This window comes from Variovorax sp. GW822-FHT04A09, from assembly GCF_058801005.1.
In genome coordinates this window covers 488,875-503,607 of record NZ_JBXAMV010000003.1, presented here as the reverse complement: position 1 = coordinate 503,607, position 14,733 = coordinate 488,875, and the positions used below count along the sequence as shown (strand labels likewise).

The 14,733-nt window shown below is 67.0% G+C and carries 17 protein-coding genes; 12 read left to right on the top strand and 5 right to left on the bottom strand.

Translation table 11 applies throughout. From position 1 onward, the window contains the following. The first annotated feature begins 173 nt into the window (after window positions 1–173). A complete protein-coding gene (locus AC1RLW_RS18820) occupies window positions 174–1,898 on the top strand; it encodes an AAA family ATPase (protein WP_493194463.1) in 1,725 nt (574 codons plus the stop codon). A 392-nt stretch (window positions 1,899–2,290) separates the two neighbouring features. On the opposite strand, the gene AC1RLW_RS18815 is transcribed toward AC1RLW_RS18820, so the two are convergent. From AC1RLW_RS18815 to flgA, 5 genes are all read right to left on the bottom strand, one after another. Further along, complete coding sequence (locus AC1RLW_RS18815) at window positions 2,291–3,115, bottom strand: response regulator transcription factor (RefSeq protein ID WP_493194462.1); 825 nt, start codon at window positions 3,113–3,115, stop codon at window positions 2,291–2,293. 123 nt (window positions 3,116–3,238) lie between these two features. After that, the gene (locus AC1RLW_RS18810; RefSeq protein ID WP_493194461.1) at window positions 3,239–3,673 is read right to left on the bottom strand and encodes a YadA-like family protein; all 435 of its coding nucleotides are present in this window, start codon (window positions 3,671–3,673) and stop codon (window positions 3,239–3,241) included. 9 nt (window positions 3,674–3,682) lie between these two features. After that, window positions 3,683–4,138, bottom strand: a complete 456-nt coding sequence (locus AC1RLW_RS18805; protein WP_493194460.1) for a flagella synthesis protein FlgN — start codon at window positions 4,136–4,138, stop codon at window positions 3,683–3,685. Beyond that, window positions 4,135–4,431, bottom strand: coding sequence for a flagellar biosynthesis anti-sigma factor FlgM (gene flgM, locus AC1RLW_RS18800; protein WP_492734225.1), 297 nt, complete (start codon window positions 4,429–4,431; stop codon window positions 4,135–4,137). The genes AC1RLW_RS18805 and flgM overlap by 4 nt, the downstream gene beginning before the upstream one ends. Before the next feature lie 96 nt (window positions 4,432–4,527). After that, complete coding sequence (gene flgA / locus AC1RLW_RS18795; RefSeq protein ID WP_493194458.1) at window positions 4,528–5,226, bottom strand: flagellar basal body P-ring formation chaperone FlgA; 699 nt, start codon at window positions 5,224–5,226, stop codon at window positions 4,528–4,530. A gap of 221 nt (window positions 5,227–5,447) precedes the next feature. Between flgA and flgB the strand changes: the two genes are divergently transcribed. The 11 genes from flgB (at window position 5,448) to AC1RLW_RS18740 (ending at window position 14,585) form a co-directional block, all read left to right on the top strand. Beyond that, on the top strand, window positions 5,448–5,855 hold the full coding sequence (flgB, locus tag AC1RLW_RS18790) for a flagellar basal body rod protein FlgB (RefSeq protein WP_095946598.1): 408 nt from the start codon (window positions 5,448–5,450) through the stop codon (window positions 5,853–5,855). Further along, entirely contained in the window at window positions 5,852–6,247 is a 396-nt protein-coding gene (gene flgC, locus AC1RLW_RS18785) for a flagellar basal body rod protein FlgC (protein ID WP_062469232.1), read from the top strand. Before flgB ends, flgC begins: the two co-directional genes overlap by 4 nt. Window positions 6,248–6,291: 44 nt before the next feature. Continuing rightward, a complete protein-coding gene (locus tag AC1RLW_RS18780; RefSeq protein WP_070061527.1) occupies window positions 6,292–6,978 on the top strand; it encodes a flagellar hook assembly protein FlgD in 687 nt (228 codons plus the stop codon). Window positions 6,979–7,060: 82 nt separating this feature from the next. Next, window positions 7,061–8,275: a flagellar hook protein FlgE gene (gene flgE, locus AC1RLW_RS18775; protein ID WP_070061528.1), complete on the top strand. Its 1,215-nt coding sequence runs from the start codon at window positions 7,061–7,063 to the stop codon at window positions 8,273–8,275. A 13-nt stretch (window positions 8,276–8,288) separates the two neighbouring features. Beyond that, the gene (locus AC1RLW_RS18770) at window positions 8,289–9,035 is read left to right on the top strand and encodes a flagellar basal body rod protein FlgF (protein WP_070061529.1); all 747 of its coding nucleotides are present in this window, start codon (window positions 8,289–8,291) and stop codon (window positions 9,033–9,035) included. A 23-nt stretch (window positions 9,036–9,058) separates the two neighbouring features. Beyond that, window positions 9,059–9,841: a flagellar basal-body rod protein FlgG gene (flgG, locus tag AC1RLW_RS18765; protein ID WP_062469245.1), complete on the top strand. Its 783-nt coding sequence runs from the start codon at window positions 9,059–9,061 to the stop codon at window positions 9,839–9,841. Then, a complete protein-coding gene (locus AC1RLW_RS18760) occupies window positions 9,841–10,536 on the top strand; it encodes a flagellar basal body L-ring protein FlgH (RefSeq protein ID WP_493194455.1) in 696 nt (231 codons plus the stop codon). The genes flgG and AC1RLW_RS18760 overlap by 1 nt, the downstream gene beginning before the upstream one ends. Further along, the gene (locus tag AC1RLW_RS18755; protein WP_493194453.1) at window positions 10,536–11,657 is read left to right on the top strand and encodes a flagellar basal body P-ring protein FlgI; all 1,122 of its coding nucleotides are present in this window, start codon (window positions 10,536–10,538) and stop codon (window positions 11,655–11,657) included. Before AC1RLW_RS18760 ends, AC1RLW_RS18755 begins: the two co-directional genes overlap by 1 nt. Before the next feature lie 10 nt (window positions 11,658–11,667). Next, entirely contained in the window at window positions 11,668–12,660 is a 993-nt protein-coding gene (gene flgJ / locus AC1RLW_RS18750; RefSeq protein WP_493194451.1) for a flagellar assembly peptidoglycan hydrolase FlgJ, read from the top strand. Window positions 12,661–12,730: 70 nt separating this feature from the next. Continuing rightward, on the top strand, window positions 12,731–14,296 hold the full coding sequence (locus tag AC1RLW_RS18745) for a methyl-accepting chemotaxis protein (protein ID WP_493194450.1): 1,566 nt from the start codon (window positions 12,731–12,733) through the stop codon (window positions 14,294–14,296). 7 nt (window positions 14,297–14,303) lie between these two features. Continuing rightward, window positions 14,304–14,585, top strand: a complete 282-nt coding sequence (locus AC1RLW_RS18740; RefSeq protein ID WP_493194449.1) for a hypothetical protein — start codon at window positions 14,304–14,306, stop codon at window positions 14,583–14,585. Window positions 14,586–14,733 lie beyond the last annotated feature (148 nt).

Sequence of the window (14,733 nt, the reverse complement as noted above, 5' to 3'; positions counted from 1 at the left end):
GAGAGGGCGCTCGTCGGCCGGCCTCTCGCGATTCATGATGAATAGAGTGCGCGCAGGAGCGAATTCTTTCGACGATTGAGTGTGTCCGATGCTGACGTAAGCCAAGCAATGAAGGCATAAAAAACTGAGGAGAACTCGATTTGTCCGAATCTACATACTTGCATGGAATCGCATTGGCGAACTACAGAGGGGTTGGTGATGAGGTGGTGTACGTAGCTCCATTTCAGAAGTTCAACTTCTTTATCGGACCAAACAATGTGGGAAAGTCAACGGTGTTGAACTACATCGCGCGGCATCTTCGGCCTCACGTTGCGAATGTGAGCGAGGGGCTTGGGGCACAGGCGCCTATCGACGAGTTGGACAAAAATATTTCGAATCCGACTGGTGAAATGATCATGGGGATCGGGATAGCTCTGTCTACGGTTGACAGCAGTCTTCGTGCACTTTTCCCAGAGGCAACGGCCGCCCGTCATACAGCCCGCAAACTGCTTGCACTTTCTCATTATGAGAAAAATGAGTTGATCTGGTTGCAGCGTGGATCAGGTCGCCACGGAGTCCTTGAAGCCATTCGGCCGCCGAAGGTGGACATAGACAAGATCTCTAGAGAGATCAGTCACATAGCACTTCGTGACTTGTGGAGTGGCCTAACACATCAGAGCGGGGGCGGACTTGACCTTTGGATTCGAGAGAGCCTCGAGCGTCTCGTGGGCTATTTACCAACATCAATACCAGATGTAGCAATGGTCCCTGCCATACGGGCAGTCTCGGAAAAAGGCCATAGCTTTTCTGACTGGTCCGGTCGAGGCCTCATCGAAGAGCTAGGCAAACACCAAGAGCCTGACTACAACGAACAGCACAAGCGGCTGAAGTTTGATTCGATCAACAGCTTCTTGCGTGCAGTGACGGCGAACAGCTCTGCAAGCATCCGAATCCCCGATCATCGAAAGCACATCTTGGTGTCCCTTGATGAAAAGCTCCTGCCCTTGAGCGCGCTAGGGACGGGGATTCACGAAGTCGTTCTTCTTGCTGCGTCGTGCACTTTCTTGGAGGAGCAAATCATTTGCATCGAGGAGCCAGAAATTCATCTGCACCCTCTGCTCCAGAGACGCTTGATCCAATACTTGGCCGATCGCACTACGAACCAATACTTCATTGCAACTCATTCCGCCAGCATCATTGATGCAGTAGACGCGGCCGTATTTCATGTGTCGAATCAAGACTCACAGACAACTGTATCCCCCGCACTGACTTCATCCAGCCGATTCCAGATATGTCAGGACCTAGGTTATCGAGCGTCGGATTTGCTTCAATCCAACGCGATTGTTTGGGTCGAGGGACCTTCGGATCGCATCTACATAAAGCATTGGATCGGAGCTCTAGCGCCAAATTTGCGAGAAGGTATTGATTACTCAGTGATGTTCTATGGAGGAAAGCTGCTGAGTCACTTGACGACACGTGACGAAGACGGGCAAAGGGATGTTGAGGCTCTGATCGCAGTTCGTCGGCTGAATCGAAATTTGTGCGTAGTGATGGACAGTGACAAGACGAAAGCGGAGGACTCAATCAACACGACGAAGCAGCGGTTGCTGGTTGAACTCGCGACGGATCGAGGGGTTGGATGGGTTACCGACGGTAGGGAAATTGAGAACTACGTCGAAAGCGAATCAATGACTGCTGCGCTTAAGGAGGTCTATGGAGATCGCTACGGAAAACGGCTTGGCACAGGGCGGTATGCGAATGTGCTTCCCTTCCAAAAGGCGGATGGAACCAAGATGGGAAAAATCGACAAGGTCGCTGTCGCGTTAGCCGTGTGTAGTCAGCCCGCAAACCTAGATGTTCTGGATCTTCGGGAGCGCATCGAGAGTGTTGTGGGCCTCATCCAGTCATCAACTCCTTGAGCAACGCTCTGTCGAGCGTCCCCGCGAGGGTCCGCTGGAACAGAGGCCCTAATCGTCCGGGTCCTGCGGCCCGGCCAGAAGGCCCAGCACCAACCCGCCGAGGACGATGGCCAGGGCAAGAATCAGCGATGCCTCTGCGAGTAGTCTCATGGTGTCCTGCAATGAATCTCCCCCTCACGATGTGCCCGCCATTGAACGTGCGTTCACTGACTGGCGGCTGAGTGCGGAAGCAGAAGGGTTTTGTGCGGGGCTTCAGCCTGTCTTCAGGTAAGGCGTGGATACTGGCGGCGACGGTCTTCTGGCGTTGGTAGAGGACGCTTCGGCACCCGCCCTTCGGGGTGGTTCCTCGAGGCCGGAGGTCGTCACGGTTTTTTGGTCGCGCGGGCGCATGCTCAGGCCCGCGCGCTTTCGCCGAGCCACACCGGCTCGTTCGAGGTGTCCGGGAAGTCCGCGGTGTCGATCAGCGGCGCTTCATCGACTTCGGACACGGCCGGCGCCATGTGCCGCAGCTCGTAGCCCCGTCCATACACCGAGACCAGCACGAACTCGCCGCCCTTGTGCAGCGACAGCTTGCGGCGGATGCTGGCCACGCAGCAGTCGAGCGTGCGGCTCGTGCGTTCGATGCGCGCATCCACCCACAGCGAGGCCAGCAGCCAGTCGCGCTCCAGCAGCCGGCCGGCGTTGCGAAACAGCAGCAGCGCCAGTTCGAACTCGCGCGGCTTCAGGCGCACCTCGGTGCCGTGGCACACCACCACGCGGCGCTCGCCGAGGAACTGGTAGTCGCCGAAGCACGCGGCCGTGGCGTGCGGCTGCAGCAGCGTGCGGTTGCGCCGCAGCGATTCGCGCACGCGCAACTCCACCTCGAACTCGTCGACGGGCAGCACCGCGAAGTCGATGCTCGCGCCCTGCGTCTCGCCGCCGGCGGCCGACAGCACGTCGACCAGCAGGTCGCGCTGCGAGGCGCGCGCCACCAGGAAGATGGGAATGCGCAGCGCGCGGCACATCGCCGTGAGGATCGGCCAGGCACCTTCGTCCTTCAGCACCACCAGCAGCAGGCCGAACTGCAGGCCCTGGGTGATGGCCAGCAGGAAGTCCGTGCTGTCGTCGAAGCACACGGGATCGCAGCCCATCAGGCGCAGGCGGTTGCCCCAGCCGGCCTGCTGCGCCTCGTCGCAGCCCACCATCGCGATGCGGCGCGCGCCCTGCTGCGCGGCCATCACGCGCGGGCTCCCCGGCGTGCGACCTTCTCGTGGCGGGGCGTTGGCGTGGCAGGAGAGGTCTTCATGTCGGTGGCATCCATGCGAAGGTGGTGAAGGGCGTCCCGGGGCGATGGCGTGGGCTCAGGGGCGGACGGCGGCCGTGCTGCGCGGCAGCTTCCAGCCGATGCCCGCGTTGAAGCCCCAGTCCCGGCCCGTGCTGGACACGCCCATGCCCCAGGCCATGTCGCCGTCGCCCGAGCTGCGCTTGAAGCCCAGCGCCGCGGCCGAATAGCCCCGGTAGCTGCCGAAGGCCAGGCCGATCGACTGCTCGCCGGGGCGGTACGTCGGCACGTAGGCGGCCGACATGGCAATGGCCATGGCCGCGCCCGAGTAGGCGATGCGCGCCGTCTCGCCGACGGCCGCGCGCACCGGGTGCAGCTGGCCCAGGTTGATGGCGTCGTCCGGGCGCACGGCAGGCGCCAGTTCGAAGGCATGGGCGCCGGCGCACGCGAGCCACAGCATCAGCACCCGCAGGATCGCGGTGCGTCGGGGGGCGAAACGTGCGAACGCGTTCACGGCTGCTGTTCAGCCGGCGGCCAGCCGGGTGCCCGCGCCGGCCTGCGTCTTGCGCACGCCGTCGGGGCCGTAGAAAGGTTGGGCACGGGCCTGCAGGAAGTGCAGCGCCTGCTGCGTGAAGTCCAGGTGCGCGTACACCAGCGTGCCGTTGTGCAGGTTGCGGTTGCGCGCATCCTCTGCAAGTGTGAGCAGTTCGCTCCAGGCCTGGCGCGTCGGCGCACCGCCCGCACCAGCGGCGGCGTCCGCACCCGCGCGGCCGGGCCCGAAGCCCAGCGCCGCCTGCAGCGATTCACGCTGGCGGTCGAGTTCGGCCATGCGGTCCAGCAGCGCGGTCTTGCGGCCGGCGATGGCGTTCAGCGCGTCGAAGTCGCTGGCGGACATGGCCTGCGCCTCCTGGTCCAGCGCCACGAGAAATTCCCCGATGCAGCCCGCTTCCGCGCGCAGGTGCGCCAGCAAGGTGCTCATGCCTCGCCCTTCGGTGCGAGCAGTTCGCGCACGCTGGCCAGCAGGCCGTCGGCGATGCGCTCGGGGCGGATCTCGTAGCGGCCGGCGCGGATGTCCTCGCGGATCGCGGCCACGCGCGCGGCGTCGAAATCGCTGCCCCCCACGGCGGCGGGCATCGCATGGACGAGCGCGGAAACGGGCGCCGCTTCCTTCGGGCGCTGCACGGCCTCGGCGGGCGTCGACGGAGCCGGCGCGCCCGGTGTGGGCGTGCGGTGCAGGGGCGTGGCCGAAGGGGCGGTGGGATCGATTTTCAAGGTGATTCCTCAGGGGCTGACCCGTATATCGGCAGCCGGTGCAAGAACTTTAGGAAGGGCGTGCATGAAGTGAAGCCTGCGCAAACGCGGCGGCCGCTACTGCACCAGCCGGACCTGTCCTTCCTCGTCGGCCACGCCGCGGATCACCCGGCCGTCCAGCGTCTTCGCCTGCACCACGGCGCCCACCGCGGCGCCGCTCAGAGCCTTGGCTTCGGTGCTGACGACAAAGCCCGGCCCCTGCGCCACCACCTTCACGGCCTGGCCCTGCTGGATCACGGCGACGCCGCGCAGCAGCTCCTTGCGGATCGGCGCGCCGGGCGCGACGCGGTTGGCGCTCACCACCCCGACCAGTTCGGCCGCGCTGGTGACCACCGAGCGCGGCAGCCGCGTGAGGTCGCCGGTGCGCTCGACCACGTCGCCGGCGCCCAGCGCCCGGCCCGCGTCGATGGCGCGCGCCGCCACCAGGTAGCGGCCTTCCACCGCGACACGTGCCTGCACGAAGCGCGTCCACGGCCGCTCGGCATGGCAACGCACGCCCACCGAGATGCGGCCCCACGGCGTGACGCCCGGCGGCAGGAACACCTCGGGGGCTTCGCACGCGGGCAGGGCCTCGGTGCCGCGCCCTTCGAGGCTGACCGTCACCTTGCCCGGCAGGCCGGCGCTTTGCGCCTGGAGGTAGGTCTCGACCGCCTTCGCGACCGTGTCGCCTGCGATCGCACCGGTCGACATCGCGCACGACAGCCCTACTGCGCAGGCAGTGCGCAGCAGGCGTTGGCGAAGCGGCGAGAGGGTCATCGAAAGCGAAAGAAGAGGGCCAGAAAAATGAGGACGCCGGTGCAGGAAAGCCGCAACCGGCGCCCCTGGATTCTTATGAATTCGCCCTGTCGGCGAAGGTGCGAGCAGCAGGCGAAACCCCCCTTTGTTCGGACGATTGCCAACGCGCCGCATGCATAGACTTGCTTTCCATCGGTCGCTGCGCCCCGTGCACTGGCGACGCCTCAACAGATGGAACAAAGATGATCGACAAGCTGGATGCGGCGTTTCGCTTCCACCGCGAAGCGCTCCATCTCCGGGCCCAGCGCCAGGAGGTGCTCGCGGCCAACATCGCCCATGCCGACACGCCGAACTACAAGGCGCGCGACTTCGACTTCGGCGCGCGCCTGAGCGAGGCCGTCGAGCGCGGCCGCGCCGCCTCGTCGGTGTCGATGGCCACCACCTCGTCGCGCCACCTCGCGGGCCAGGCGCAGGCCACGGCCGCCGACGACCTGCTGTACCGCGTGCCGCACCAGTCCAGCCTCGACGGCAACACGGTCGAGATGGACGTCGAGCGCGTGGCCTTCGCCGACAACGCGCTGCGCTACGAGTCGAACCTGACCCTCATCAACGCCAAGATCAAGTCGCTCCTGTCGGCGGTACAGCCATGAACATCTTCGACGTGGCGGGCTCCGCCATGACCGCGCAATCGCAGCGCATGAACGTGACCGCGAGCAACCTCGCCAACGCCGAGAGCGTGGCCGGCCCCGACGGCCAGCCCTACCGCGCCAAGCAGGTGGTGTTCGAGGTGGCGGCTTCGGGCCGGCGCGACATCGGCGGCGTCAAGGTGGCCGGTGTCATCGAAGACCCGTCGCCCGCCAAGCTGGTGTTCGACCCGAAGAGCCCGCACGCCAACGCCGAGGGCTACGTGGCGATGCCCAACGTCAACGTGGTCGAGGAGATGACCAACATGATCTCGGCCTCGCGCAGCTACCAGGCCAACGTCGAGGTGCTCAACACCGCCAAGACGCTGATGGTCAAGACGCTGACCATCGGCCAGTAACCCACGCACGCCCACGCGCCTCCCGCAGGAAGAACACCGACCCCATGGCCCTCTCCGACACCTCGTCCATCAGCGGGCTGAACGCGCCCACGGCGGCGAACAGCAACAACAACGTTTCCAGTGCCGACAGCGAGCAGCGCTTTCTCAAGCTGCTCGTCACGCAGCTGAACAACCAGGACCCGCTCAACCCGATGCAGAACGCCGAGCTGACCTCGCAGCTCGCGCAGATGAGCACCGTGAGTGGCATCGAGAAGCTCAACGCCACGCTCTCCGGCCTGGTCAACCAGACCGGCGCCAACCAGCTGCTACAGGCCACCTCGCTCATCGGCTACAACGTGCTGTCGCCCGGCGATGTGCTCACCACCAAGAAGCCCGAAGACGGCAAGGACCCCGCCACGCAGGCCTTCGCCGTGCAGCTGCCGGGTACCGCCGCCGACGTCGAGATCAAGATCGTCGACAGCACCGGCAAGGTGATCCGCACGCTCGACGCGGGCGCCATGAAGGAAGGCGTCAACGCCGTCACCTGGGACGGCAAGGACGACCTGGGCGTGGCCGTGCCGCCGGGCGCCTACCGCTTCACGGTCGATGCCAGCAACAACGGCACGACGGTGAAGGCCACCGCGCTCACCTTCTCGCAGGTGGCCGCCGTGAAGCAGGGCGCCGGCGGCGTCACGCTGGAGTTGGCCTCGGGCGCCAGCATCGGGCTGGGCGACGTGCGCCTGTTCCTCTGAGCTTTCGTCTTCGTCTTCGGCGTGGCCCGCACGGGCCGCGCCCTTCGCACTCTTCTTCCTCGCACCGAACAAGGACCCCCTCATGAGTTTCTCCCAAGGCATCAGCGGACTCGGCGTGGCCGCGGCCAACCTCGACGTCATCGGCAACAACATCGCCAACTCGGGCACGGTGGGCTACAAGTCGGCCGCCGCCACCTTCCAGGACGTGTACGCCGGCTCGCGCGTGGGCCTGGGCGCCTCGGTGTCGGGCGTGACGCAGAACTTCACGCAGGGCGTGACGCAGTCGAGCACGCGCCCGCTGGACGTGGCCATCCTCAACGGCGACGGCTTCTTTCGCCTGGCCAGCCCCAGCGGCGAGGTCTTCTACTCGCGCAACGGCCAGTTCACGCGCGACAAGGACGGCTACATCGTCAACGCGCAGGGCCTGCAGCTCACCGGCTACGGCGCCAACGCCAGCGGCGGCATCAGCGGCGGCACGCCGGGCCCGATCCAGGTGCAGGGCGGCATGATGCCGCCCAAGCCCACGGCCAACATCGACGCGCAGTTCAACCTCGACGCGCGCAGCACGGTGCCCACCAAGACGCCGTTCAACCCGACCGACGCCGCCACCTACAACTACCCGAACGCCATCGGCCCCATCTACGACTCGCTGGGCAACCCGCACGACGTGGCCGTGTACTTCGTGAAGACCGCGGCCAACACCTGGAGCGTGTACGGCACCTCCGACGGCGCACCGCTGAACGGCGGCGCCGCGCTGTCCAACGTGACCTTCGACGCCAAGGGCGTCATGACCGCACCGGCCTCGGGCGCGTTCAACATCGGGCCGCTCACCTTCACCAACGGCGCCTCGCCGCTCACCGCGTCGGTCGACCTCACGGGCACCACGCAGTTCGGCAGCGCCAACGGCATGAGCAAGCTGGGCCAGGACGGCTACAAGTCGGGCGAGCTCACCGCGTTCTCGATCAACCCCGACGGCACCATCACCGGCAAGTTCTCCAACGAGCAGACGCGCCTGCTGGGCCAGGTCGTGCTGTCGTCCTTCGCCAACCCGAACGGCCTGGAGCCCAAGGGCAACAACGTGTGGGCCGAGACGCAGGCCTCGGGCAATGCGCTCACCGGCACGCCGGGCGAAGGCACCAAGGCCGGCTCGCTGGCCTCGGGCGCGCTGGAGTCGTCCAACGTCGACCTGACCTCCGAGCTGGTGAACCTCATCGTCGCGCAGCGCAACTACCAGGCCAATGCGCAGACCGTGAAGACGCAGGACCAGGTCATGCAGACGCTCATGAACATCCGCTGATCGGGAGCACTTCGTGGATCGAATGCTGTATGTCGCCATGAGCGGCGCCAAGCAGGCCATGGAGCAGCAGGCCGTGGTCGCCAACAACATGGCGAACGTCTCGACGCCGGGTTTCCGCGCGCAGATCGCGACCTTCCGCGCCGTGCCCGTGGTCGGAGAAGAAGCGCCCACGCGCGCCTTCGTGGCCGCGACCACGCCCGGCGCCGACTTCACGCACGGCCCGCTCACGCAGACCGGCCGCGCGCTCGACGTGGCGGTGGGCGGTGAAGGCTGGCTGGTGGTGCAGGCGGCCGACGGCAGCGAGGCCTACACGCGCGTCGGCAACCTGCAGATCGGCGCCGACGGCCAGCTCACGACGATGGGCGGACGCCCCGTGGTGGGCGACAACGGCGCACTCACCGTGCCGCCGGGTTCGGCCGTGAGCATTGCGTCGAACGGCCTCGTGGGTTCGCGCGACGCGGCCTCGACCACGCTCACCGGCATCGCCGAGGTGGGCCGTCTCAAGCTCGTCAACCCGCCCGTGACCGACCTCGTGCGCGGCGACGACGGCCTGTTTCGCATGCGCGCCGACCTGCCGCCGGCCGAGGCCGACGAGGCCGTCACGCTCATCTCCGGCGCCATCGAGGGCAGCAACGTGCAGCCGGTCGATGCCATGGTGGCCATGATCGCCAACGCGCGCAGCTTCGAGATGCAGATGAAGTCGCTGCAGACCGCCGACATCAACGCGCAGACCGCCAACAAGCTGCTGGCCTACGGCTGACCCTCTTCCAGGAACTCCTTTCAATGATCCGCTCCCTCTACATCGCCAAGACCGGCCTGGACGCGCAGCAGACCCAGCTCGACGTGGTCTCCAACAACCTGGCCAACGTCGGCACCACCGGCTTCAAGCGCAGCCGCGCCGTGTTCGAAGACCTGGTCTACCAGAACCTGCGCCAGGTCGGCGGCCAGAGCTCCGACCAGACGCGCCTGCCTTCGGGCCTGCAGGTCGGCACCGGCGTGCACGTGGTCGCCACCGAGCGCATCCACTCGCAGGGCAACCTCACCAAGACCGACAAGCCGACCGACGTGGCCATCAGCGGCAGCGGCTTCTTCCAGGTGCTGATGCCCGATGGCACCACCTCGTACACGCGCGACGGCTCGTTCCAGACCGACCGCGACGGCCAGCTGGTCACCGCCAGCGGCTTCCCGGTGCAGCCGGCCATCACCATCCCGGCCAACGCCACCAGCATCACCGTGGGCCGCGACGGCATCGTGTCGGTGGTGCAGGCGGGCGGCACCAACACCGTGCAGGTCGGCCAGCTGCAGCTTGCGACCTTCGTCAACCCCACCGGCCTGCAGAGCCAGGGCGAGAACCTGTACGCCGAGACCGACGCCTCGGGCGCACCCAACCAGGTGAACCCCGGCGTGGACGGCGCGGGCACGCTGAGCCAGGGCTATGTGGAGGCCTCCAACGTCAACGTGGTGGAAGAGCTGGTCAACATGATCGCCACCCAGCGCTCGTACGAGATCAACAGCAAGGCGGTCCAGACCTCGGACCAGATGCTGCAGCGCCTGGCCCAGTTGTGATGCGGGCGGGGGTGCGTCTTCTTCGCCGTGCGGCGGCACTGCTGCTCGCTACCGCGCTGGCCGCCGGCTGCGCGCAGGTGCCGCGCGAGCCGCTGGTGCACCAGCCGATGACGGCGCGTTCCGACCAGTACGCGGCGGTGCAGGCGCGCCGCGCTCCCGGTGCGATCTTCCAGGACGGCCCCGGCGCCAACGCGCTGTTCGAAGACCGCCGCCCGCGCAACGTCGGCGACATCCTCACCATCCTCATCAGCGAGAAGGTCAACGCGACCAAGAACTCGGGCGCCAATGCCAGCCGCACGGGCAACACGACCAGTGTGTTCGCGGCCATTCCCAAGCTCATAGGCGGCCTGCTCGACGGGCAGGAGACCAAGCTGTCGGGCACCAACACGCTCAACGCCAAGGGCGGCGCCAACGCCAACAACACCTTCAACGGCGTGATCACCGTCACCGTGACCGACGTCATGGCCAACGGCAACCTGCTGGTGAGCGGCGAGAAGCAGATGGGCATCAACCAGGGCACCGAGTACATCCGCTTCTCGGGCGTGGTGAACCCGCGCACCGTGTCGGGCAACAACACCGTGCCCTCGACGCTGGTGGCCGATGCGCGCATCGAGTACTCGGCCAAGGGCTACATCGACGAGGCCCAGCACATGGGCTGGATGCAAAGAATTTTCCTGAACGTGATGCCGTTCTGATGACACACCTCCAGGCTTCACCCCCTTCGAATCGCTGGCGCATCGCGGCGTTGTGCGCGCTCCTGTTCATCGCGCCTGCGCATGCGGAACGGCTCAAGGAGCTCGCCAGCATCCAGGGCGTGCGCGACAACCCGCTCATCGGCTACGGCCTCATGGTCGGCCTGGACGGCACGGGCGACCAGACGATGCAGACGCCGTTCACCACGCAGAGCCTGAACAACATGCTGCAGCAGCTGGGCATCACGATCCCGCAGGGCGTGAACATGCAGCTGAAGAACGTGGCGGCCGTCATGGTGACGGCCACGCTGCCGTCGTTCGCGCGGCCGGGGCAGAACATCGACGTCACCGTGTCGTCCATGGGCAATGCCAAGAGCCTGCGCGGCGGCACGCTGCTGATGACGCCGCTCAAGGGTGTGGACGGCGCGACCTACGCGGTGGCGCAGGGCAACATGGTGGTGGGCGGCGCGGGTGCGTCGGCCAACGGCAGCAAGGTGCAGGTCAACCAGCTGAGCTCGGGGCGCATTCCCGCCGGGGCACTGGTGGAGCGCACGGTCGAGGCGCCGGTGGGCGCGGAAGGCTCCTTCACCATCGAGCTGAACCGCTCCGACTTCGGCACCGCGCAGCGCGCCACGGACGCCATCAACCGCCAGTTCGGCGCCGGTACCGCCGAAGCCATGGACGCGCGCGTGATCCGCGTGCAGGCGCCCGAGCCGCAGCGGCGCGTGGGCTTTCTCGCGCAGCTGCAAGAGCTCGAGGTCACGCCCACACAGGCGGGCGCGCGGGTGGTGGTCAATGCGCGCACGGGCTCGGTCGTGATGAACCAGGCGGTGCGCGTGAAAGACTGCGCCATCGCGCACGGCAACCTGTCGGTGGTGATCAACACCGAGCCGGTGATCAGCCAGCCGGGCGCGTTCTCGGGCGGCAGCACGGTGGTGGCGCAGACCTCGCAGATTTCCGTCAACCAGGGCGGCGGCGCGATCCAGATGGTGCGCGGCGGCGCCTCGCTGGCCGATGTGGTGAAGGGGCTGAACAGCCTGGGCGCCAACCCGCAGGACCTGGTGTCGATCCTGCAGGCCATGAAGTCGGCCGGCGCCCTGAGCGCCGAGCTCGAGATCATCTGAGGCCGACGGCATGACCATCTCCCCCAACAGCGCGTGGACCGGCACCGACGCCGCCAGCCGCAGCGGCGCGCTCGACCAGCGTTTTGCGCTCGACGTGCAGGGCGTCGATGCGCTGCGGCGCACCGTGCGCACCTCGCCCGAAGAGGGCCTGCAGCAGGTCTCGCGCCAGTTCGAGGCGCTGTTCATGAACATGGTGCTCAAGAGCATGCGCGAGGCCACGCCCTCGAGCGGCCTGCTCGACAGCCAGGACCAGAAGGTCTACCTGTCGATGTTCGACCAGCAGCTCACGCAGAACCTCTCGGGGCGCGGCGTGGGGCTGGCCGAGGCGATGCTGGCGCAGCTGCGGCGGCAATTGCCTTCGGCGGCGACCGAAGCCGACGATGGCATCGGCACCCGGCCGATGTCGCTGGAGCCGCCCGCCGGCCTGCCGTACGGACCGCGCGCGGGCATCCCCATCGGCTCGGCGCCTGGGGCGCGCGTGTCGACCGCGGCCGACCTCGGTGTCTATCAAGTCAGGAGCGGCCCCGCGCCGGCCGCGAGCGCCTCGCTGCAAGGCCAGGTCGATGCGTTCGTGGACCGCATGGGCGCTTCGGCGCAGGCGGCCAGCGTCGCCAGCGGCGTGCCCGCACCGCTGATCCTGGCGCAGGCCGCGCTCGAATCGGGCTGGGGCAAGCGCGAGATCCGCGCCGACGACGGCACGCCCAGCTTCAACCTCTTCGGCATCAAGGCCGACAAGGGCTGGAAGGGCGCGACGGTCGAGACCACCACCACCGAATACATCGACGGCGAGCCGCAGAAGGTGCGCGCGAAGTTCCGCGCCTACGCCTCGTACGAGGAGGCCTTCACCGACTACGCGCGCTTCATCACGCGCAACCCGCGCTACGCGAACGTGCTGGCCACCGCCGACCCGGCCGAGGCGGCGCACGGCCTGCAGCGCGCGGGCTACGCCACCGACCCGAAGTACGGCGAGAAGCTGGTTCGCATCATGCAGAAGTTCGGCTGAGCCCTTCGCACAGCCTGACTGCCCGGACCCGAGAACAACGACACGAGAGGCCCCGAGAGGAGACAAGCGAATGACGATAAAGAACTGGACGATCGGAATGCGGCTGGGCGCCGGCTTTGCGCTGGTGCTGGCGCTGCTGGTGGCCGTGGCGGGCATCGGCGTGCTGCGGCTGCAGGGCGTGGGCGAGGCCACGCAGGACATGGCGTCGCGCACCCTGTCGAAGGAGCGCCTGGCCACGGCCTGGCAGCTGGGCACGGCCACCAACAGCGTGCGCACCTTCTCGCTGCTCAAGAGCGACGACGCGCAGGTGCAGGCCTACCTGCAAAAGCAGATCGCCGCCACCAGCGCCACCATCTCCGAGACGCAGAAGGCGCTCGAGGCGCTGCTCGTGTCGCCGGAAGAGCTGGCGCTGAGCGCCGACATCCAGAAGCGGCGCGGCGAGTACATCGCGCTGCGCCAGCAGATCCTCCAGCTGAAAACCGAAGGCCGCAAGGACGAGGCCGCGACGCGCACCGACACGCAGCTGCTGCCGATGCTCGACGGCTACGACGCGGGCATCCGCGCCATGGTGGCGCACCAACAGAAGCACATCGACAGCACCGCCGCCGCCATCGACGCGCAGTACCGTGCGGGCCTCATCTACATCGTCGCGCTGGCCGTGGCCGCGCTGGCGCTGGGCGCGGTGCTCGCATGGCTGCTCACGCGCAGCATCGCCGATCCGGTGGCCGAGGCGCTGCTGATCGCCGAGACCGTGGCCTCGGGCGACCTGAGCCAGGAGTTCGAGACCGAGCGCGGCGGCGACTTCGGCCGCCTGCTGCGCGGCATGGGCGAGATGGAAGACACGCTCACCGACCTCGTGACGCGCATCAAGGCCTCGACCGATTCGATCGCGGTGGCGTCGCGGCAGATTGCGGCGGGCAATCAGGATCTTTCTTCGCGCACTGAAGAGCAGGCCAGTTCGCTGGAGCAGACGGCGGCGTCGATGGAAGAGCTGACCTCGACGGTGAAGCAGAACGCGGACAACGCGCGGCAAGCCAATCAATTGGCAGTGTCGGCTTCGGAAGTTGCTGTCAAAGGTGGCGCTGTGGTGTCGCAGGTCGTGGACACGATGGGCTCGATCAACGCCTCGTCCAGGAAGATCGTCGACATCATCGGCGTGATCGATGGCATCGCATTCCAGACCAACATCCTGGCGCTGAATGCAGCGGTTGAAGCTGCCCGCGCCGGTGAACAAGGCCGAGGCTTTGCGGTGGTCGCTTCCGAAGTTCGCAGCTTGGCTCAACGCTCCGCAGCCGCCGCGAAGGAAATCAAGACCCTCATCGGCGACTCGGTGGAGAAGGTCGAAGAGGGCAGCAAGCAGGTCGCCGAAGCCGGCCGCACGATGGAAGAGATCGTGGGCAGCGTCAAGCGCGTGACGGACATCATGGGCGAGATCACGGCCGCGAGCCAGGAGCAGACCTCGGGCATCGAACAGATCAACCAGGCGATCACGCAGATGGACCAGGTGACGCAGCAGAACGCGGCGCTGGTCGAGGAAGCGTCGGCCGCCGCGCAGTCGCTGCAGGAGCAGGCCGGTGCCCTGGTCGAGGCCGTGAGCACCTTCAAGCTCGACGCCGACGAAGCCGTTGCGGCTTGAGCGCCCCGTGTCCACGCATTTCCATCCGAAAGCCCTGCGCCGCGTCGGCATGGGCTTCGCCGCATTGCTCCTGCTGCTGGCCGTGGCGCTCTTCCTCGGCTTCCATGTCGGCACCGGTTGCGCCTGGGCGCTCCATGCCGTGTGGGCACTCGCGGGTGCCGCCTGCCTGACGGGCCTGGGGCTCGCGGGCTTCGCGGCGCATGCGCGGGCCCGTGCAAGTCACCACGACGCCAAGGTGGCCGAGCGGCTGGACCGGGTGTTCCAGCGCGTCAACGCCACCGACGCCTGACAGAGAACGCATGCGCCCGCATCCCGATTCGCACCAATCTTTAGAAAAAAGACTCAAGTCTGGCGGCGCGCTGCCGATAACAGGGAGACGGGGTGGCGCAGGCCGCTGCCCCGCCATGCCGTCATGTCATGCCGGTGGCCCGCCGCGC